Genomic DNA, 21,229 nt, shown 5'->3' with positions numbered 1-21,229 from the left:
GGATGATTGAAAATTGAAAATGGAGAATTGCGAAGTGACTATACGTTCATTTTCAATTTTCCATTCTCAATTTTCCATTTATTAAACGTTCGCAATGCTCATGATGTCGGCAAAGACACCGGCGGCCGTCACACTGGCTCCTGCGCCATAGCCCTGAATCATCATCGGATATTCGCGGTAGCGTTCGGTGGTGAGCAGGATGATGTTGTTGCTGCCCTCCAGGCCGTAGAATGGATGCCCGATGCCCACTTCCTGCAGACCTACCGAGGCTTTGCCATCCTCCAGACGGGCCACAAAGCGCCAATGCTTCTTCTCGGCTTCGAGTACCTGACGCCGGGCCTCGAAGTCGGCATCCAGTGTGGGTACTTTTTTCCAGAAGTCGTCCAGCGAACCTTCGAAGAAGTCGTCGGGTACGAAGAGGTGTTTCTCTACGTCGTCTTGTTCCAGGTGGTAGCCTGCTTCGCGCGCCAGGATAACCAGTTTGCGGATAACGTCCTTGCCGCTCAGGTCGATGCGTGGGTCGGGTTCGGAATAACGTTCCTCCTGTGCCATACGGATGGTCTGGCTGAAGGGCACGTCGGCGCTGATTTTGTTGAAGATGTAGTTCAGCGTACCGCTCAGTACGGCCTCTATCTTCAGGATTTTGTCGCCACTATGGATGAGGTCGTTGATGGTATTGATGATGGGCAGACCTGCGCCTACATTGGTTTCGAAGAGGTACTTCACACCACGCTGACGGGCTATCTGCTTCAGCTCTCGATAGTTTTCGTACTCTGATGAAGCCGCAATCTTGTTGGCTGCCACTACGGAGACGTTATGCTGCAGCAAGTCTTTGTACAGAGAAGCAACACCCGCACTGGCTGTACAGTCGACAAACACCGAGTTGAAGATGTTCATACCGATAATCTCGTTGCGCAACACGCCCAGCGAGCTGTCCATTCCCTTCTGCTTCAGGTCCTCGCGATAGTGTTCTAGGTCGATACCCTCGCGGCAGAAGAGTGCTTTCGAAGCGTCGGCAATACCTACAACATTCAGTTGGAGCCCGTTCTCCTGCATCAGTTTCTGGCGTTGGCTGTGGATTTGCTCGATGAGGCTTCCGCCCACCGTTCCGATACCGCAGATGAAAAGGTTGAGCACTTGGTATTCGGAAAGGAAGAACGAGTCGTGGATGACGTTGAGTGACTTGCGGAGCGACTTGCTTTCGACTACGAACGAAATGTTCGTCTCCGAAGCACCTTGCGCACAGGCTATCACGTTGATGCCGTTGCGTCCCAGCGTGCCGAACAGCTTGCCTGCGATGCCCGGCGTGTGCTTCATGTTCTCGCCTACAATGGCTACCGTAGCCAGGTTCTTCTCCGCCTGGATGGGAGAGATTTCACCCATTTCGATTTCTTTGGCAAACTCTTCGCTCAGCACGGTACAAGCCAGGTCGGCATCGGCATTGCGCACACCGATGGAGGTGGAGTTTTCCGACGACGCCTGCGACACGAGGAACACGCTGATACCGTTCTTGGCCAGCGCCTTGAAGATGCGGTAGTTCACACCGATGACGCCTACCATACCCAGACCCTGAACCGTAATCAGCGTGGTGTCGTTGATGGACGAGATACCCTTGATGGGCTTGCTCTGCGGGTCGGATACCTCCTGCTTGATGATGGTTCCTTCGCCTTCGGGATTGAAGGTGTTCTTGATGAGGATTGGGATATTCTTATGGCAAACGGGGTAGATAGTGGGCGGATAGACTACCTTGGCGCCGAAGTTGCACAACTCCGTGGCCTCCACATAGCTCAGCTCGTTGATGGTGTAGGCGGTGGAGATGACGCGCGGATCGGCGGTCATGAAGCCGTCCACATCGGTCCATATCTCCAGCGAGTCGGCGTCGAGGGCGGCGGCGATGATGGCTGCCGTATAGTCGGAACCACCCCGTCCCAGGTTGGTCACATCGCCTGTCGTCACGTCGGTAGCGATGAAGCCGGGTACCAGCGAACGTTTGGGCAGGTTGGCAAAAGTGCTGCGCACCAGTCGGTTGGTCAGTTCCTTGTCGAGTACGTGCTTGGAGAATTTCTTTTCCGTCTTGATGAATTGGCGTGAGTCAAACCATTCGGCTCCTGTCAGCTGGGCGGCGATGATAGAAGAAATACGTTCGCCGTAGCTCACGATGGTATCCGATGTCTTTTGCGACAGGTCCTTGATGAGGTAGATGCCCTGGAAGATATCCTTCAGTTCGTTCAGCAGTTCGCCCACCTGGTGTTGCAGTTCTGTCTGTTGAGAGCCGGCCGGAAAGGCTTCCCTGATCATTTCCACATGGCGCGACACGATTTCGCGGAACCCCTCTTCGTAGGAAGAGTCGCCTGCCGCGGCCTTGCGCGAGGTGTCTATCAGCTTGTCTGTAATACCTCCCAAAGCCGAAACGACTACAATCACCGGTTCGTTTGCGGCTTCTACTATCTTTTTGACGCTCAAAATGCTTTTTGCGGAACCCACTGATGATCCGCCGAATTTCATAACTTTCATTTCTCTGTATATATAGCTTGAAAGGGTGATACAATGTGTCGGAAGCAAATGCCCCGAAAGGCTCTGCACTGACTTCTGACTAAAAAATAAAAATGAAAAAACTGCTGAAAAATAGTGTAACACGTAGAAACACAAATACTATCCCCTAACCCCTAAGGGTCATGGTACACATGGATGTCCCTGTATGAAAATAGTATCTGTTCATAATCATGGTTTCTTCGTCCTTTTTTGATAGGTTGCCGCAAATATAGCAATAAAAACATTCAATCTAACACTTTTCATCACTTTTTTGCGATAAAAGTGCAGAAAGTGTTCCAAAAGGCAAGACAAATGTCTTTGAGGTTTCTTCCCTGTTCCTTTTTTCTCAGCCAGGAAAACAGAACATTTTATACTACTTTTCTTTCATTTTGTCAGTATATTGAAGTAATATGACTATATTTGCATGAGAATTGTGAAATAAAACATTGTATGGGTGCCAATAATACTTCCGTTTTGCTAATATATACCGGTGGTACTATCGGAATGATAGAAAACCCCGAGACGGGTGCGCTGGAAAACTTCACCATGGAGCAGCTCCAGAAGCACATCCCCGAGCTGCACAACTTCGGTTTCTGTATCGACACGTATCAGTTCGACCCTCCGATGGACTCGTCGGACATGGATCCCGAAGCGTGGAAACGGCTGGTGCGCATCATCAGCGACCACTACGACCGCTATACGGGCTTCGTCATCCTGCACGGCACCGATACGATGGCCTATACCGCTTCGGCCCTGAGCTTCATGCTCGAAAACCTAAATAAGCCCGTCATCCTCACCGGTTCGCAACTGCCCATCGGCGTCCTGCGTACCGACGGCAAGGAGAACCTTCTGACCAGCATCGAGATAGCTACCGCCTGTCACGCGAACGGACGTCCCGTGGTGCCCGAAGTCTGCATCTTCTTCGAAAACCACCTGATGCGCGGCAACCGTACCACCAAGATGAATGCCGAAAACTTCAACGCCTTCCGTTCGTTCAACTATCCCAACCTGGCTTCGGCCGGTATCCATATTAAATATAATAATGTGCAGATTCATGCCCACTCAGGTGCTGCGGCCCTGAAGCCTCATTACCTGTTGGACACTAACATCGCCATCCTGAAGCTCTTCCCCGGCATTCAGGAAAACATTGTAGCTTCTCTGCTGGCTACCGAAGGATTGAAGGCTGTGGTGCTCGAAACCTACGGTTCGGGCAACGCACCCCGCAAGGAGTGGTTCCTCCGTCTGTTGCAGGCTGCCTGTCAGCGGGGCATCGTCATTGTCAACGTCACCCAGTGCCATGCGGGCATGGTGGAGATGGAACGCTACGAGACGGGCTACTGGCTGATGCAGGCCGGCGTGGTGAGTGGCTACGACAGCACTACCGAGTCGGCCGTCACCAAGTTGATGTTTCTCCTGGGGCACAATTACAGTTCTGACGAAGTGCGCCGCCTGATGGCCGTCCCCCTGGCAGGCGAAATCACTGTCTGATTATTCTACCGGTGTCAGCTCGCCCGTTACGGAGTCGATGATGTAGCCCGACACGCGTATGTCGTGCGGAATGAGCGGATGGTTCACGATGGTATCCACTGTCTGCCGCACCGATTTCTCCGTGTCGCCGAAACCGTAGAGCCACGATTCAAAGTCCACGCCGCAGAAACGCATCATGTCGATTGTTTCCTGATGGATGCCCCGTGCCTTCATGTGGGCTATCATCTGTTCGCTGCTCATGTGGCACGCCCCGCAGTCGGAATGTGCGATGACCATCACCTCTGTCACGCCCAGCTCATAAATGGCTACCAGCAGGCTGCGGATTACGCTCCCGAAGGGGTGCGAGATGATGCCTCCCGCATTCTTGATCATCTTCACGTCACCGTTCTTGATGCCCAGTGCGGCAGGCAGCAATTCCGTCAGACGCGTGTCCATACACGACAGGATGGCTATCTTCTTGTCGGGATACTTTGTCGTGATAAACCGTTCATAACCCTTTTCGGCCACGAACTGCTTGTTGAATTTCAGAATTTCGTCTATCATAATGAATTCGTGTTATAGGTGTACTGCAAAAGTAAAAAAACTCCGTGAAACCCTGTGTACTCTGTGGTGAATAAAGTATCTTTGAAGCCACAATCTTTTAAACAATCTGATTATGGCCAAAGAAAAGACCGTGTACGTGTGCAGCAACTGCGGGCAGGAGTCGCCCAAGTGGCAGGGAAAGTGTCCTGCGTGCGGGCAGTGGAACACCTTTGTCGAGGAAATCGTGCGCAAGGAGCCCGTGGCCCGTCGCCCTGAGGCTGGCATCGCTCCGACCAAGGCCAAGCCCGTGACGCTGGACCAGATAGAGGCGGCCGATGAACCCCGCATCGACCTGCACGACGCCGAACTGAACCGCGTGCTGGGCGGCGGCCTGGTACAGGGCTCGCTGGTGCTGATAGGCGGCGAGCCGGGTATCGGCAAGTCGACCCTGGTGTTGCAGACCGTCCTGCGACTGGCAGAGAAGCGCGTGCTCTACGTCTCGGGTGAGGAGAGCGCCCGCCAGCTGAAACTGCGTGCCGAGCGCTTGACCAAGCAGTCGTCCGACTGCCTCATCGTCTGCGAGACATCGCTCGAACAAATCTATGTCCACATCAAGAACACCCGTCCCGACCTGGTCATCATCGACTCCATACAGACCATTTCGACCGAAGCGCTCGAATCCTCGCCCGGCAGCATCGCCCAGGTGCGTGAGTGTGCCGCCAGCATCCTGCGCTTCGCTAAGGAAACGCACACGGCGGTTATTCTCATCGGCCACATCAACAAGGAAGGTAGCATCGCCGGCCCCAAGGTACTGGAACACATTGTGGACACTGTTCTCCAGTTCGAGGGCGACCAGCACTACCTGTACCGTATCCTGCGCAGCATCAAGAACCGCTTCGGCAGCACTGCCGAACTGGGCATTTACGAGATGCGCCAGGACGGCCTGCGGCAGGTGAGCAACCCTTCCGAACTGCTCCTGAGCCAGGACCACGAAGGCATGAGTGGAGTGGCCATCGCTTCGGCCATCGAGGGCGTGCGTCCGTTCCTCATCGAGACGCAGGCATTGGTCAGCTCCGCCGTCTATGGCAATCCGCAACGTTCGGCCACGGGCTTCGACCTGCGTCGTATGAACATGCTCCTGGCCGTGCTCGAGAAGCGCGTGGGTTTCAAGCTGGCACAGAAGGATGTCTTCCTGAACATCGCCGGCGGCCTGAAGGTGAACGACCCCGCTATCGACCTGGCCGTCATCAGCGCCATCCTGTCGAGCAACGTGGACACGGAAATCGAAGCCGAGGTGTGCATGGCGGGCGAAGTGGGACTTTCGGGCGAGATACGCCCCGTGAACCGTATCGAACAACGCATCGGTGAGGCCGAGAAGCTGGGCTTCAAACGATTCATCCTGCCCAAGCACAACCTGCAGGGGCTGGACACGCGGAAGCTGCGCATCGAGCTGGTGCCGGTAAGAAAGGTGGAGGAGGCTTTCAGAACACTTTTTGGATAAGGACCTATGACATACGAATATACAATCAGAGTGCTACCCGAGGTAGCCGCCAACGAACAGCAATTGAAAGCCTATCTCGTACGCGAGAAAGGCCTTGACGAGAGAACCCTCAACGCCACCCGCATCCTGAAGCGGAGCATCGACGCCCGCCAACGGACGGTCTTCGTGAACCTCACCGTGCGGGCTTACGTCAACGAAGTGCCCCACGGCGACGAATACCAGCATACGGACTACCCCAACGTGGAAGGCCGCCCGCAGGTCATCGTTGTGGGTGCCGGCCCCGGCGGCCTCTTTGCCGCCCTGCGCCTCATCGAGCTGGGCCTGCGCCCCGTGGTGGTGGAGCGTGGCAAGGACGTGCGCGAGCGTAAGAAAGACCTGGCCCAGATCGGCCGCACGCAGGCCGTGGACCCTGAGTCGAACTACAGTTTCGGCGAAGGCGGTGCGGGAGCCTACTCCGACGGCAAGCTCTACACCCGCAGCAAGAAGCGCGGTAACGTGGACAAGATACTCAACGTCTTCTGCCAGCACGGCGCTTCCCCCTCCATTCTGGTGGACGCCCATCCGCACATCGGCACCGACAAGCTGCCCCGCGTCATCGAGAACATGCGCAACACCATTCTTCAGTGCGGCGGCGAAGTGCATTTTCAGACACGCATGGACGCCCTGCTCATTGAGGGCGACGAGGTGAAGGGTATCGAAACCCATACGGGGCAGACTTTCCTCGGCCCCGTTATCCTGGCCACGGGCCACTCCGCCCGCGACGTCTATCGCTGGCTGGCTGCCAACGGTGTGGAGATTGAGGCCAAGGGAATCGCCGTGGGTGTACGCCTGGAGCACCCTGCCACCCTCATCGACCAGATACAGTATCACAACAGGAACGGTCGCGGCAAGTATCTGCCCGCTGCCGAATACAGCTTCGTCACGCAGGTCGAAGGCCGTGGCGTTTACAGCTTCTGCATGTGTCCCGGCGGCTTCATCGTGCCCGCCGCCAGTGGCCCCGAACAGATTGTGGTGAACGGCATGAGTCCCAGCAACCGCGGTTCGCGCTGGAGCAACAGCGGCATGGTGGTGGAGATACGGCCGGAAGACCTGGAAAATGAAGAATTAGGAATGAAGAATGAAGAATTATTGGGCGATGATAGAAATTCTTCATTCGGAAGCACAGCTTCCATTCTTCATTCTTCATTAAATATGCTTTCCTTCCAGGAACACCTCGAACGCCTCTGCTGGCAGCAGGGCAACCGTCGGCAGACGGCGCCTGCGCAGCGCATGGCCGATTTCGTGAACCGCCGTCTCAGTGCCGACCTGCCCGAGACGTCGTACGCCCCCGGCCTGATTGCTTCGCCCCTGCACTTCTGGCTGCCCCCGTTCATCGCCGGTCGCCTGGCCAAAGGCTTCCAGCAGTTCGGCCGCAACGCCCGTGGCTTCCTGACCAACGACGCCGTGATGATAGCCGTGGAGACCCGCACGTCGGCACCCGTCCGCATCGTGCGCGACCGCGACACCCTGCAGCACGTCCGCCTGCGCGGCCTCTTCCCCTGCGGCGAGGGGGCTGGCTATGCCGGCGGCATCGTCTCGGCGGGAGTGGACGGTGAGCGGTGTGCCGAAGCCGCAGCGCAATACTGCGGCGTGCAGTAAGTCCAGGTGATGTTACCCTTTAAGTTTCATTTCAGAAATTTCCTTCAACACGATTTTGGGAAAGGCGTCCGGCGTTTTCGGGCCTTTTCCCATTTTTTTTATCGCATTGCCTGTCAGTTGTTTGACAATGCTGACTTGGGCTGGTTTCGATAAAGATGCCCAGTTTTTTTTGATGCTGTTGAGGAGCCTTTCATCGTGGATGGCTGCGAGCTTGCCGCTGCGGGCTGTGCGGACGGCTACTTTCAACGCTCTGAGTTCCCGGGCCTTCTCGGGCGATACGGCTTTGACGAGCACGGGGCCGTGCACCTTTATCAGCCTTTTTTTTCCGGGCACAACATGTTTCTGGAACAGTTCGGGTTCGGCAAATACCAGTGCGTCGGCCGATACCTTCAACACCCTTTTCAGTTTTCCCAGCGTCTCGAAGTCGGGCATGCTGACCCCTTTTTCGTAGTTGGAAATGGTGTTAGGCTTCACGCCTATCCGTTCGGCCAATTCATATTGGCGAAGTCCCTGTAGCTTACGGGCATAAGCCAGGTTCTCTTTCAGATGTACCTTTTCGTCCATATACCTTATTATATATATCATGTGCAAGCCTGTCTGCCTGTGGGTTCAGCCCCGGCCCGACCAGTTTCCGCTTGCAGCATTCTGCCATTTGTTTCCTTGCCCCGCTATTTTTGAGGATAACAAATTTAAGGAAATAATTTGGAAATCCCAATGTTCTTGGGGTTAAATGTAGGTTTCAAGGTATCATCCGTCTTTATTTGAATTTATATATTGCCAGGCAATTGTTATCGTCTACTTTCAGCTTTGAAGCCAGGTCTTTCAATTTTCCGCTAAGTTTTCCCTCCTCCAGCTTTTCCAGAAGAAATTCTGTGTTATAACGTCCAATTCCTTTATTTTTTGAGTGCACGTGGTTGAATAGCTGGTAGGGGAAGACATTCCAGGTTTCCCGCCGGGTCTTGATGTCATATTCCGGATCCAGGAGCGAATCATATAGAATCACTTTGAAAATCTCGTTTGTTTTTCTGTCCAGTATATAATGTGGTCCCATCCGATCGTCAAAATGATACTTCTTTCCGATTTCATAATCCATCGGGAGGATACCGAACATGAAATAGGAATCCGTGTATGCATAAGGTGTTATCAGCTTGGGAACGTCCATTCTGGAGGCTGAGGGTGTGCGCACGAATACCGGTTCCAACCGATGATTCCTGTAGCTGTACAATGTGTCTGATGCATTGTTTGTCAGCAGGAAGTCACCGCCATTGTTTAGTATGTGATTCACATAAAATTGTTCCTTTAACGAATATCGTCCGTTTTGCCCCTCTGCCATTTGGAACACATGGTGTACAGGCTTGTCGATTTTCAGTCTCTTGTCTACGTGTCTTATACTGCCGTCGTTCTTGTTTACCAGATAAAACGGTTCCTTGTCCGCCTCCTGTTTGAACTTGTCTGGCGACGGCCAGTATGAATCATTGAAATAAATCAGATAATCGGAATCATAATTTAGAATGTCTTCAACAGAAGTATGTTCTTGAAGTTCTAATGTCTTTTTATATTTGCCGTTAAAATCGTATATATGTATTTTTATTCCCGCAGCTTCAGCATAAACATAGAACTCTTTTTTTTCAAAATCGGCATCAAAACGGGTTGCCCCATAATATTCCTCCGGCCCTAAGCCATGGCGATTGATGGTATGGAGGTATTTCCCTTTCCCGTCGAAAAAGTGAAACTGACTTTGCAGAATGTCAAAAGCAATGATAAGGCTGTCCGAAACGGCCAGGGGGTATGATTGTAATAAGGAGTTCTCCGTAGTTTCCAAAGGTATGTATGTAACTTCGGCAAGCTCGTGAATATCTATCCGTTTAACCGGGTATTCCTTATTGACGTCTATAATCGGAAGAGCTCCGCCGGTGTCTGCTCTTCTCTCGGAGGTGCATCCAATGAATATAAAGATGCACGTTGATAGAAATATAAAATACAGGTTTTTCATATATGTTAATATGTTATGTTTATATTCATCCAGAAATAGAACTGTCATATCAAGAAAACAGAATTCTTATTTGAATTTATATATTGCAATGCAATTGTTGTCGTCCTCCTTCAGCCTTGAAGCCAGGTCTTTAAGTTTCCCGCTTAATTTTCCCTCCTCCAGCTTTTCAAGCAGGAATCCAGCGCCATAATGTCCAATTCCTTTATTTTTTGAGTGCATGTGCTGGAATAGCTGGTAGGGGAAAACATTCCAGGTCTCCCGCCGGGTCTTGATGTCATATTCCGGGTCCAGGAGCGAATCATATAGAATCACTTCGAAAATCTCGTTCGTTTTTTTGTTCAGCATATAATGTGGTCCCATGCGATTATCAAAATGATACTTCTTTCCTATTTCATAATCCATCGGGACGATGCCGAACATGAAATAGGAATCCGTGTATGCGTAAGGTGTTATCAGCTTTGGTACATCCATCTTGGAGGCTGAGGGTGTACGCACGAATACCGGTTCCAGCCGGTGGTCCTTGTAACTATACAGTGTATCCAGTGCATTGTTTGTCAACAGACATTCATTTCCGTTCTTTAGTATGTGGTTCACGGAAAATTGTTCCATTAACGAATATCGTCCGCTTTGCCCCTTTACCATTTGAAACACATGGTGTACAGGCTTGTCGGTTTTTCAGTCTTTTGTCTACATGTCTTATACTGCCGTCGTTCTTGTTTACCAGATAGAACGGATTCTTGTCCGCTTCCTGTCTGAACTTGTCCGGTGACGGCCAGTATGAATCATTGAAATAAATCAGATGATCGGAGCCATAATTTAAAATGTCTTCAACATGAGCCTCTTCCTGAAGTTCTAATGTCTTTTTATATTTTCCTTCAAAATCATATATATGTATTTTTCGTCCTCCGGCACTTGAATAGACATAGAGCTCCTTTTTCTCAAAATCGGCATCAAAACGGCTTGCCGCATAATATTCCTCCGGTCCTACGCCATGACGATTGGTGGTATGAAGGTATTTCCCTTTGCTGTCGAAGAAGAAAAACTGACTTTGCATAATGTCAAAAGCCACTATACCGCTGTCCGAAACGGCCAAGAGATATGTTTGTAATAAGGAGTTCTCCGTAGTTTCCAAAGGTATGTATGTGACATCGGCAAGCTCGTGAATATCTATCCGTTTGACCGGATAGTCCTTATTGACGTCTATGACCGGAAGAGCTCCGCCGGTGTCTGTCCTTCTGCCGGAGGTGCATCCTATGAAAACAAAGGTGCACGTTAATAGTGTTGTAAAAAAAACTTACCCATGGTATGTATTGGTTATTCTTATAATTTTAAAATCTGCGACGCTTCTTGTCTCAGACGGGTTTAAAAACGCCGGATGGCAACAGATTGCCCGGCGTTCTGTCATGCCGGGAGATTCTCAAAATTGAGTGTTGCTGTAAGAAATCAAAAATTCTTCATCAGGCACGTCAAATATAGAAATATAATCTGAATATACCAAGTCCTTTTCCGGAATATTTTCAATGGAATCTTGATGACGGGGAGGGCGGCAATTCTGAATCATTATGCGGGCAGTTTCTTGTGTGTAAAATTTAATTACTTTCCTTTCCTTGGTTCCGCTCAAGTTCGCGTTTCACGCCTTTCCCTTGTTCCCAGGGGAATGTTTCAAACATAGAGGGGGGATGTTTGAAACATTCGACCCCTATGTTTGAAACATAAGGGGCTTGGGGTTGAAACCGGGTTCTTGGGAAGTGGAAATTAAACAGAGTGCAATATTTTCCTATTGTAAATAAAAGTTATTGTTTGGCCCGTAAGCTGTTACTTGTTGAAGGTTCTTGTTTTTAGATTCTCTTCGATTACTTTTGTTTGAAAGCTAACCATTTTTTTTGTTTATTTCTGGGTTTACACTATCTTTGCATTAAGATTGCATTATGAAAATAATTAATCCATATAAGCAGTTGGAGCATCGGGTCTATAAACGGACTTTTCTCCAGGACGTGCAAGTCGAATTTGATTTTGATTTGTGCAAAGATGCATTTGCCGACAGACAGCGTATTCAAAATTTCTTCTTGCAATATTTTCATGTAACACCAGGTCAGGATGCTCCTTCTTCCTTTTCTACTATAGAGTTGTGTGATGCGGATAAATTAATTCGGTTCAGATTTACTGAGGAAAAGACTGTGGTTACAGTCAGTCCGCAAGCTTATGAATCGTTTGTAAAAACAATGATTCCCTTTATCGATAGACAGCTTGCTTATATGGAGAAAATTTGCTCTGTTTCCAGTGCAAGGAAAATGATTGTTCGAAAAAGAAATGTTTGGGAAGTACGGGCAAATGATAATGTAAGCATAAAAGATATTTATTCATCGGCATTGCGATATACCTTCAATGAACATCATGTGGGTGATATGTTTTCCATTATGTTGCCTAATGAATCATCGTGCAAGATTTCTAAAGATGCTGATGTGGATTTGGGAGATGGTACACTTAAGGTAATATTATCTGCTGAGATAAAAGATAATCAAAAGGCGGATTTTGTTTTGGAGTTTATAGCTGCTGCTGACAATGTGCCCGTAATGGAAGTTCTGGAGGTTGCAACCGGTCTTAACGAGGTAGTATATTGTGCCTTCCATGATATAGTTTCCAAAGACGTAATTAACTTGATGGAGCAGGATGGGGAGGACTGATGATGGGAAATTGTAATTTTACTATTGTAAAACCTGCCCGGCAACGTCCAAAGTCTCCGGTAAGTTTATTTATGTGTCTTCCTGTTTTGACTCTTTGTTTGGGGGATGCCGATAATGGAAAAACATGTTCTGTAGTGAGCCGGAAGCAGAGGGTTGATGTCTTTACCGGTTGCATGATTGGCCAAACGGACAATGCTTCTTTGTTTCGTGATTATAATCTGTCGTTTTCTGAGAAAGGTCTTATGTTGGAGCGGCTTGCCAAACTTCGTGCTGATTTGCTTCAAGGTTGGGACGGTTATGCCGGATTGCCCATGGAAAGCGAATCCTACGAAAATACTCGAAAGGCTATTTCGACTATGACCGGAAAGGCTTTGTCGCATTGGAATCTGTTTCCCTGCCCGAACGGAACATTTCTGTTGACGACGAAGAACAGTATGGCCAGTATCAATATTGGGAATAAGGAGTTTTCGTATGCGGCCTATCGGAATGCCGAATATCAGGCCAAGGGCATCTTGCCCTATACGGATGAAGGCTTTAGAGCGGTTGTTTATCAGATTAACACGATGTTGGGGTATGATGTGTAGTGAGATAACAGTGCCGGAAGCCATCGCAGAAACAGAAGAAATTGCCCGTATCATTTTTTCGCCATCCATGATTGCGGACGGACAAGTGTCTCCTTCTGCCTTTTTTATGGATAATCTTCAAAACGGTCCTGAAACATATATCTCGGTATGGCGTTCCTGTTATATAACTCCTTCTCCTGAAAATGTTACTTTCAATTCGAGAGTGAAAGGTGATAGTCTGGCTGGATATGCTACGATTGGGGTTCTGGATTGTCACGAAATTTGTTACGATGATTATAAGACCCATGTGGTGCCGCATCCCAGTCGGATGAATAAGGCGCATGCGGGAATTCATGTAAACAAGGGTGCCGAAATGGTCAAGGGGAGATGTATGGATCCCGGTTATCTGATGTTGGCTATGATGATTGCCCACAGATGTTCTTTAGTGATATTTTGATTGATGCTGTGTAGCTCCGTTCGTCAGTAATATGGTATAGATAGGAGGATACTGGATTAGGGACTTAAATTTAGTTTCAACTTTGATTCTTCAATAGCTGCAGAAATGAAACGGTAGAAGGGTTAATCTTCAATTGCTCAGACAGCTATTTGCTCGTTCTCTTCTTTTCTTTTCAGCCAACACTATTTTCAGCCTATTTATATCTTTCATATTGATTATATTCTTTGCGTTTCCCCAAAGATGATAAAGACTCTTCATTACAATCTATTATAATATCAGACTTTTATTTCTAAACAAATCATTATTGTAATATCTTTGTATTTGTATAGGTGGCTACGTAAGTTGTGTTGATGCATATTGATAAGGATATGGACGAATATAACACTTGCCCACATCTCTGCGAATACCGCTGTGCCAACACCTGCAAGAAGTCTGTAATAGCAAACTATAAATATACAAAGAATAAAACAATACTGGAAGATGAAAGAATCTAAAACCACATTTGCATACATTGTAGAGCATATGTCCGAACCTTCATTTGAGAAGGTCCGGGATATTTCTTATGATTTCGTTCAAAAGCTCCCATCCGAGTTAGTTGACGAATTGTTTGAGCAATTAAATCGCGGAGTAGAATTACTTGACTCTGAGCCATTATTGCAGATGTATTTTTATTCTTATGGTCAAATGCATGCAGAGAAATTAACGTATGCTTTCAAGCAATTAAGTCCATACATAAAATCTGCAGAGAAGATAGATATTGTTGATTATGGATGTGGTCAAGGCTTGGCCACAATGTGCTACCATGACTTTATAAAGGATTATAATTTACAGCAGCAAGTTCGCTCCATTACTTTGATAGAACCTTCCGCTTTGGCATTATCAAGAGCAGAACTGCTTTGTAGTCGTTTTTTCCCTGAGTCAACAATAATAGCAATTCAAAAAGGTCTTGATGAACTATTAGAAGATGAAATCCGAATAGACGTAGATTGTCCAACCCTCCATCTTTTTTCCAATATATTGGATGTGGAAACATTCGATATTGCACCATTAGCTGGTAAAATTAAAACATCGTGCCTAGGTGACAATGAATTTGTTATAGTTTCTCCAATGGAGAACGCAAAACGCATGAACAGACTTAAGATGTTTGTGGATTTTCTAGGGGTAAATTTATATTTTGAAAAGTATCTGGACAAACAACAGTTAAGAGAAGATAAAGAGTGGACATGTTGCGCTATGTTGTGTAGTACGAGAAATAGAGAGTTGTCAGCTATCAATATAGAAGAGGTTCATCGGAAGGCTAAAGAATTCTTTGATGATGTCACACTTTGGCACGACAAGGAATCGACAAACGCAATTTTTGATGAAGTAAGAATTTGCGCAGAGAATGGAGATGCTAAATGTGTGAACGTTATGGGGCTATTCTATACAAAAGGTATTTTTGTAGAGAAATGCAATAATGAAGCGTTTGCGTGGTTTAAATTAGCAGCAGAAAAAGGATATCCACGAGCTGTCAGAAATTTGTCATTGATGTATGCAAGAGGGAATGGCATTGAGAAAAATATGTCGTTAGCCATAGAAACCATAAATAAGATAAAAGAATGTGATGCCCCTATTTATTATCTAAGTCTTGGTGAAATAGAAAAAATTGTAGGAAATCATGAAGTAGCTTTCGAAAACTTCAGAATCGCAGCAGAATTAGGGAATGCTAGAGCTAAATATTTTTGTGGAACTTATTTTCTGAGAGGAGAATATTGTGAAAAGGATATTATGTTAGGTATTAAGAACATAAGATCCGCAGCGAAGGATGGTAATGCATCTGCTTGCTTACTCCTGGCTCGTTACTATGAAAAGGGATTCACGGAGGGCGGTATAAATCAATCTAATGCTTTGGCTGTAAAGAACTATAAAACTGCAGCAAAAAAAAATAGCGTCAAAGCCCAAATAAGGCTTGCTGAAATATATAGAAACGGGACTTTGGGAGAATCTAAAAATCTAAAAGAATCTTTCAAATGGTATTTGATTGCTGCAAATAATGGTGATTATAATGCTGCATTTTATGTCGCATGGTCGTATGCCAACGGGACAGGCATAGCACAAAATTATTCAGAAGCAGTTACATGGTACAGGATAGCAGCTGATTATGGTTCTATATCTGCCATAAACAACTTGGCTGTTTGTTACGAAAACGGTCTTGGTGTTGAAAAAGATGAAGGGAAAGCATTTTCTCTTTATTTGAAAGCAGCAGAAGCCGGAGGCTTAATGGCTGCAAATAATGTCTCGGTGTGTTATCAAAAAGGCATAGGAACTGAGGTAAATCCACAGCAAGCATTGTTTTGGAAAGAGAAGGCTGCAGACGAAGGAAATTCTAAAGTGCAAGGTAAGTTAGCAGAATGGTACTTCAAAGGATATGGAACAGCAAGAAGTTATGCGAAGGCTCTCTTCTGGTTTATTAAATCAAAATTATATAATGAAGAAAATATCGCTAATCTTGAAAGTCTCTTTGATTTCATTAATCACAAAGCAAATGATGGAAATGCTTTGTTTCAGTATTTGTTAGCAAAATGCTATACTTATGGAGTATTTGTGCCGAAAGATTGGCATTTGTCAATAATGTGGTATGAAAAGTCTGCTGCTAATGGCTTTGTAGAATCGCTTATTAAATTGCGACGCATAGATTCAATCTCAACTGAAGTTACAAAAGAAGATAAGGCAGCAGGAGTGAGGGATGAACATGGCGTACTGTATTCTCAGGACGGGAAGAAGGTCTTATCATGTAGCTTCGTGCATTGTAAATCTTACAATATTCGCAAAGGGACTCGCATTATTTGTGACGGAGCTTTTAATAATCAATGTATTGAACGATTGGTTATTCCTTCTTCAGTTATTGCAATAGGAGATAACCCTTTCGTAAGCGATTCATATTACCATAATACTAAAATCGCAATAGAGAATCAATCCCCAAACTATACTATCAATGAGGATGCTTTATATACAAAAGATGGTAGTACAATAGTTGCATATTGGGGTAGACAAAAACAATTCACAGTACCTAAGAATGTTATACATATTGCTAATGGGTGTTTTTCAAATGCAAGAGATCTTGAAACAATTTTTGTACCGCAAGGTGTCGAATCTATTGGTTGCAAGGCATTTGAAGATTGCTATTCACTAAAATCATTAGATTTACCAAAGAGTGTGAAATTTATTGGTGAATCTGCCTTCTGGGGTTGTGAGGCACTTGAGGAAATATGGTCATTAGGCTCCATTAGCACCATTGAACCTAACACCTTTGAAGGGTGTAACTTAAAGTATATTCATTTTCCATCATGTTTAGTTTCAATAATGGATAATGCTTTTAATTCAAATAACGAGTTGAAAAATGTTGACTTACCTGATACGCTTGAAACAATAGGGAATCACGCATTTGCATATTGTAGTAATCTAAAACGTATTAACTTGGGAGATTCTCTTAAATTTATTGGAGATTTCTGCTTTTATCGGTGTGCTGTACAAGAAGTTCGTCTTCCTTCATCTTTAATAAATTTGGGTACAAGACCTTTTGATAAAGTAACAAATATAATCACAAAACATGATTGTCAGTATAAAGTCGAAAGTGGAATGCTAATAAACCAGAGTACAAAAAACTTGGAATGCTATTTCGGTGATAGTTCTTCCATTACAATAAAAGACGTTAAATCAATATCCCCATTGGCATTTTACGAGTCAAAAGTTGCAGAAGTTATTCTGTCTAATGATATTAGTTCATTGCCAGAGTATGCATTCTATAATTCGCAGAATCTTACAAATCTAAGCCTATTTGAGGGGTTGGAATTAATTAATGTGGGAGCTTTCTATGGATGCAAAAAATTACGTAATATTTCCATCCCAAAGACAGTACAAGATGTAAATAGTGCAGCATTTTGTGGGTGTATTTCTTTGGAAAGGATAGAATTAAAAGGAACAGCTACAAATATCTCAGAATCAATAATTGAATATAGATATTATGAACATTTTCCATCTGCTTACCATTCGCATCACATATTAATGGGAAGTACTATCAGTGAATTTGATTTGAGCTATAAACCAAATGTAGAATCATTTAAATGCATTACTATAATTGTTCCTAAATCTACAAAGCAAAAAATACACTTTTAAACCTATATATCATCTTGATTGGGAAAAACGTGAAATGAATAGAAGATTTGAAATTATAGAAAATGATGAAAACAGCTAATATTATGGATGTTAACCGTTTGCGAATGGGTATAGATGGCCAAGGTATAACCACACTTGTTGCTTTCTATAAATGTCCGCTAAACTGCAAATATTGTATTAACAACAAATGTCATTTAATTGATTCTGAGGCCAAAGTTTCAGCTATTGAGCTATACAACAACATCAAAATAGACCAATTATACTTTGCGGCTACAGGTGGAGGGTTAACTTTCGGTGGCGGAGAACCATTACTTCAAGCTTCCTTTATACAAGAAGTTTTGGAATTCGGTGCTAAGAACTGGCATACAACAATCGAGACATCGCTAAACGTTCCTTACGAAGAATGGTATAATTTGATTAATTACGTTGACGAATGGATCGTTGATATTAAAGATATGAATCCGTCCATTTATAAATGTTATACGAGTAAAGATAATGCAGTTGTCATAGACAATTTGATAAGGCTTGTGGATTTAGGACTTACAGAAAAAGTCCTTATACGTTTACCATATATTAAAGGCTTTAATGCGGAAACAGATATTCAAAGTAGCTGTCAAAAACTTGAGCAATTGGGATACTTTAGATTTGAAAAATTTTCTTATAAAATAATATAATGGATGGTAAAACCAAATGCAGAATACTTAAGGGTATTCGTCAGAGAATAGCTGATATAAATGGAATAGATTATGAACCGTTTCCCTGTTCAAATATTGGTGACTGTAAAGGCACTTGTGTCCAATGTGAAAAAGAGTTAGAATGGTTATGGATGCAGCTAACACAGAAAGAATCACAAGGGTATCGAATTTACATAACTTATAAAGATTTGGAAGAATATGAATTTCAAAGCAATGTGACAAGATGTAAAACTGATACAATCGGTAGTGTAGGTAGTGTAAAGGTAGTGTAAAATAAACTGTGTCACGCATATTTTCTATTAGAGGATATAATTACCCCATACGGGACGTGTGGTCCCGCCCCGTGGCGCTGGCCGTTCCCCGACCGATGAGTTTTCTAATAGGAAATAATGCGTGACACAGTTTATTTACACGACCCTACCCCATACCTTATTTACCGGTTATATTTTCATTATGCGGATTTTCGCAATGTTTTATGTAATTTTGTTTAGCAATCTCCTTACTCGAATTTGCGTAACAATATTCGCACAGATGCGGACATGTATTGTACTCACCAATATCTTTGCTGTCTATACAACCACAAACTTTTCTTTGACCTTTGTCTTTCTTGTTTTTTTTATATTCAACACTAATCTCCCCAAATATATCCTTCGTAACTTCTACTCCTATATGGTTCATCAGCAGCATGTCATCAGAGAAGTACTTTATCATCAACTCATCATCTATACACTTGTTGTGCTTGATACCAAACATATCCAAATCTATCTTTTCAGCACATGTAGCCAGTTCGAGTTTCCACTCCTTATTCATATCAACGAGTCTGGAAGCAAACTTTATCATATCTTCCTGCGAAAACTCCCTATACTGAATATTGTTCTTATAGAGATTATTTTGTACCTTTTTATATGATGCAATATCAGCAAAACTAAAGACTAGTTTCTCTGTATATCCGTTCAATTTGACTCCTATATTGTAAATTTTCTCCAAGAGATCATCAACGGTCAAACCTTTTGCTAATATCAAAGGGTCAAATCTCCATATTACTTTCCCATATCCCAATCTACCAACCAATCTCTTGAATGTATCCATCCTACTACTTAGAGATGGTACACCCATTTCCAGCCTTTCTTCATAATAGTCATTCAAAGTAAACTGGATATAGCTATTTACACCCCTATTATCTAAATAGTCCAATAAACCTCCCTCCTTAAGAAGTGAAGCCGGATTCTTTGACCAAAATACAATAAGCCTTGTCTTATCGTATGCCACATAAGATTTTACCCCATTAAAAGGGTTTTTCCAAACTGAATAACCTTTCTGCAGCCTTTCCTGGAACCAGTCTGCATAAAAGGCCGGTATGTCTGTAGCACGGCTTGCTGATACAATTATTGGTGCACCTGCTTCCACACTTATACCTTCGTCTGTCTTTATTGTTATCTTTTCCATTTTCACTCTTTACTGAAATCAGTTCGTTTCTAATAACTCTAAAATTACTTTTGAGGATAAGAATACACATAAACTCAGTGGCCATTCTGTATTGCATGATGTATTATCGTCATTACAATTCCCAGCACATAATATTCCTACAACTTCTCCATTCAGAAATACAGGGCTTCCACTACTGCCAGGCTTAAGCTGTTCATCAGTATTTGCTGCATAGTAATTTCCATCTTTTAATCCATTTACTACAGCATTACACTCTACATATTCTTCTCCTAACATTCGCCGACTACAGCTTTTCAACACATCACCTTTTTGGGGAACAACATCAGAAAGAACCAGCGGACTATTGGCATTTGGAACAGAATATACAGCTATATCATACCCATCAGAATCATTTTCATCATTATGGAAAACTATAGGATTAATCAAAGCTATTCTTTTACCATTCCATCTAATCCTTGGGTTTTCACATTTAGATATCACATGACCTGCTGTTATAAACATATCTCCAACCATTACACCGCAACCTTCATTATAGTTATCGGATATAATGGATAGAACGTATTGCCTCATTTTTGTTATTTCTTGAATCTTATCCATATTAATTACTTATCAAAAACAATATAATAGCCACCAGCATCATTCATACAGATTTCTTACTAATCGCCCTAAAATTAGTTATTATAAATCAAAAACACGTTATATAAGAAAGAAAATAACTTTCCTGGATGCTGAATGGCTGATATAACGTGAATCTGATGAATTCAGAATAATGAAAGCTGTGTTTGATGAAAAATCAAGTTTCTTGATATTTTTCTCCCCTTTTTGTTTGCACATACCGAAACTTTGATTACCTTTGCGGTATAGAAATATCAAGAACCTTGATTTTTCTGACGATTGAACGGTGTCGGGTCCACCAGGGAAACTGATACATGAAACGCCACTCACTGCTGCTTGTGCAGTATTTCAGGCCTGTACTGCCGGGAAGCGGTCTTCTGACCTCGGAGAACCCATGTTCTCCTATTATAAAATAACTCTAATCTCTAAAAGAAACACGTATGAAAACAGTTGTGTTACAAATCAAACAAGACTTGGCCAACTATCTGCAAAAGGCGTTTGCCAAGCACATGCACGACGGAGTACTCTGTCTGCCGGTACAATCTCCTTTCTATCGTTTTGTCAGTGAGAAACTGTATGGTCACTGCCACCGCACGCTGGTGCGGCCGCAGGGAAACCTGACGCTGGGATTCGTTTCGCTGGGGAATTCCAAAAACTCGGCGTGGTATTACCAGCTGGGAAAGGAGGCTACACGCGAACTGGAACGTATGATTGACTACAGAATGCGCAAGGATCTGTATGAACGCATGAAGGAGGGGCGGCGCAAATATGGTGTCACGTACGTGGAGACGGTGAACCGGTTCATGCAGGAGTATGACATCCGGGGCGTGACCGAAGATGCCTTCCTGAGAGGCTATCGGCGCAAGAAAGCCCAGAACAGACTGGGATAATGCGGGGGCGGGACTACTTTCAGACAGAAAAGTCCCGCCCCTTGCGTTTT

18 protein-coding genes are annotated in these 21,229 nt (G+C 44.9%); 10 read left to right on the top strand and 8 right to left on the bottom strand.

The features are described from left to right. Window positions 1-81 precede the first annotated feature (81 nt). A complete protein-coding gene (gene thrA / locus RDO88_RS10425; RefSeq protein ID WP_307759311.1) occupies window positions 82-2,514 on the bottom strand; it encodes a bifunctional aspartate kinase/homoserine dehydrogenase I in 2,433 nt (810 codons plus the stop codon). A gap of 468 nt (window positions 2,515-2,982) precedes the next feature. Here thrA and RDO88_RS10420 point away from each other — a divergent pair, with 468 nt between their 5' ends. Further along, window positions 2,983-4,020 carry a type I asparaginase gene (locus tag RDO88_RS10420; protein WP_307759310.1) on the top strand — a complete coding sequence of 346 codons (1,038 nt, stop codon included), beginning with the start codon at window positions 2,983-2,985 and terminating at the stop codon, window positions 4,018-4,020. Here RDO88_RS10420 and RDO88_RS10415 read toward each other — a convergent pair whose 3' ends face one another. Further along, window positions 4,021-4,563 carry a carbonic anhydrase gene (locus RDO88_RS10415; RefSeq protein ID WP_307759309.1) on the bottom strand — a complete coding sequence of 181 codons (543 nt, stop codon included), beginning with the start codon at window positions 4,561-4,563 and terminating at the stop codon, window positions 4,021-4,023. A 112-nt stretch (window positions 4,564-4,675) separates the two neighbouring features. Here RDO88_RS10415 and radA point away from each other — a divergent pair, with 112 nt between their 5' ends. Continuing rightward, window positions 4,676-6,043, top strand: a complete 1,368-nt coding sequence (gene radA / locus RDO88_RS10410) for a DNA repair protein RadA (protein ID WP_307759308.1) — start codon at window positions 4,676-4,678, stop codon at window positions 6,041-6,043. Between the two features lie 6 nt (window positions 6,044-6,049). Next, a complete protein-coding gene (locus RDO88_RS10405) occupies window positions 6,050-7,681 on the top strand; it encodes an FAD-dependent protein (RefSeq protein ID WP_307759307.1) in 1,632 nt (543 codons plus the stop codon). A 12-nt stretch (window positions 7,682-7,693) separates the two neighbouring features. On the opposite strand, the gene RDO88_RS10400 is transcribed toward RDO88_RS10405, so the two are convergent. The 4 genes from RDO88_RS10400 to RDO88_RS10385 all read right to left on the bottom strand — a co-directional run bounded on the left by RDO88_RS10400 (window position 7,694) and on the right by RDO88_RS10385 (window position 10,878). After that, window positions 7,694-8,245, bottom strand: coding sequence for a helix-turn-helix domain-containing protein (locus RDO88_RS10400; protein WP_307759306.1), 552 nt, complete (start codon window positions 8,243-8,245; stop codon window positions 7,694-7,696). A gap of 193 nt (window positions 8,246-8,438) precedes the next feature. Continuing rightward, window positions 8,439-9,674 (bottom strand): 6-bladed beta-propeller, encoded by a 1,236-nt coding sequence (locus tag RDO88_RS10395; protein ID WP_307759305.1) that lies wholly within the window; start codon window positions 9,672-9,674, stop codon window positions 8,439-8,441. 66 nt (window positions 9,675-9,740) lie between these two features. Beyond that, on the bottom strand, window positions 9,741-10,145 hold the full coding sequence (locus RDO88_RS10390) for a hypothetical protein (protein WP_307759304.1): 405 nt from the start codon (window positions 10,143-10,145) through the stop codon (window positions 9,741-9,743). A 94-nt stretch (window positions 10,146-10,239) separates the two neighbouring features. Next, on the bottom strand, window positions 10,240-10,878 hold the full coding sequence (locus RDO88_RS10385) for a 6-bladed beta-propeller (RefSeq protein WP_307759337.1): 639 nt from the start codon (window positions 10,876-10,878) through the stop codon (window positions 10,240-10,242). A 724-nt stretch (window positions 10,879-11,602) separates the two neighbouring features. Here RDO88_RS10385 and RDO88_RS10380 point away from each other — a divergent pair. The 6 genes from RDO88_RS10380 (at window position 11,603) to RDO88_RS10355 (ending at window position 18,500) form a co-directional block, all read left to right on the top strand. Beyond that, window positions 11,603-12,358, top strand: coding sequence for a hypothetical protein (locus tag RDO88_RS10380; protein ID WP_307759303.1), 756 nt, complete (start codon window positions 11,603-11,605; stop codon window positions 12,356-12,358). Beyond that, entirely contained in the window at window positions 12,358-12,942 is a 585-nt protein-coding gene (locus RDO88_RS10375) for a hypothetical protein (protein WP_307759302.1), read from the top strand. Before RDO88_RS10380 ends, RDO88_RS10375 begins: the two co-directional genes overlap by 1 nt. Beyond that, entirely contained in the window at window positions 12,932-13,378 is a 447-nt protein-coding gene (locus RDO88_RS10370; RefSeq protein ID WP_307759301.1) for a hypothetical protein, read from the top strand. Before RDO88_RS10375 ends, RDO88_RS10370 begins: the two co-directional genes overlap by 11 nt. A gap of 480 nt (window positions 13,379-13,858) precedes the next feature. Further along, entirely contained in the window at window positions 13,859-17,533 is a 3,675-nt protein-coding gene (locus RDO88_RS10365; protein WP_307759300.1) for a leucine-rich repeat protein, read from the top strand. An 83-nt stretch (window positions 17,534-17,616) separates the two neighbouring features. Then, window positions 17,617-18,207 (top strand): radical SAM protein, encoded by a 591-nt coding sequence (locus tag RDO88_RS10360; protein WP_307759299.1) that lies wholly within the window; start codon window positions 17,617-17,619, stop codon window positions 18,205-18,207. Then, the gene (locus RDO88_RS10355) at window positions 18,207-18,500 is read left to right on the top strand and encodes a hypothetical protein (RefSeq protein WP_307759298.1); all 294 of its coding nucleotides are present in this window, start codon (window positions 18,207-18,209) and stop codon (window positions 18,498-18,500) included. Before RDO88_RS10360 ends, RDO88_RS10355 begins: the two co-directional genes overlap by 1 nt. A 157-nt stretch (window positions 18,501-18,657) precedes the next feature. Here RDO88_RS10355 and RDO88_RS10350 read toward each other — a convergent pair whose 3' ends face one another. Both RDO88_RS10350 and RDO88_RS10345 read right to left on the bottom strand, forming a co-directional pair. Further along, on the bottom strand, window positions 18,658-19,674 hold the full coding sequence (locus RDO88_RS10350; RefSeq protein WP_307759297.1) for a DUF1848 family protein: 1,017 nt from the start codon (window positions 19,672-19,674) through the stop codon (window positions 18,658-18,660). An 18-nt stretch (window positions 19,675-19,692) separates the two neighbouring features. Continuing rightward, window positions 19,693-20,271 (bottom strand): trypsin-like peptidase domain-containing protein, encoded by a 579-nt coding sequence (locus RDO88_RS10345; protein WP_307759296.1) that lies wholly within the window; start codon window positions 20,269-20,271, stop codon window positions 19,693-19,695. A gap of 458 nt (window positions 20,272-20,729) precedes the next feature. Here RDO88_RS10345 and RDO88_RS10340 point away from each other — a divergent pair, with 458 nt between their 5' ends. Then, the gene (locus tag RDO88_RS10340) at window positions 20,730-21,179 is read left to right on the top strand and encodes a hypothetical protein (RefSeq protein ID WP_307759295.1); all 450 of its coding nucleotides are present in this window, start codon (window positions 20,730-20,732) and stop codon (window positions 21,177-21,179) included. The last annotated feature ends 50 nt before the right edge of the window (window positions 21,180-21,229 follow it).

It is taken from the genome of uncultured Mediterranea sp. (genome assembly GCF_902493215.1).
Taxonomy (GTDB): Bacteria; Bacteroidota; Bacteroidia; order Bacteroidales; family Bacteroidaceae; genus Bacteroides.
This window is presented reverse-complemented; position numbering and strand designations above follow the sequence as displayed.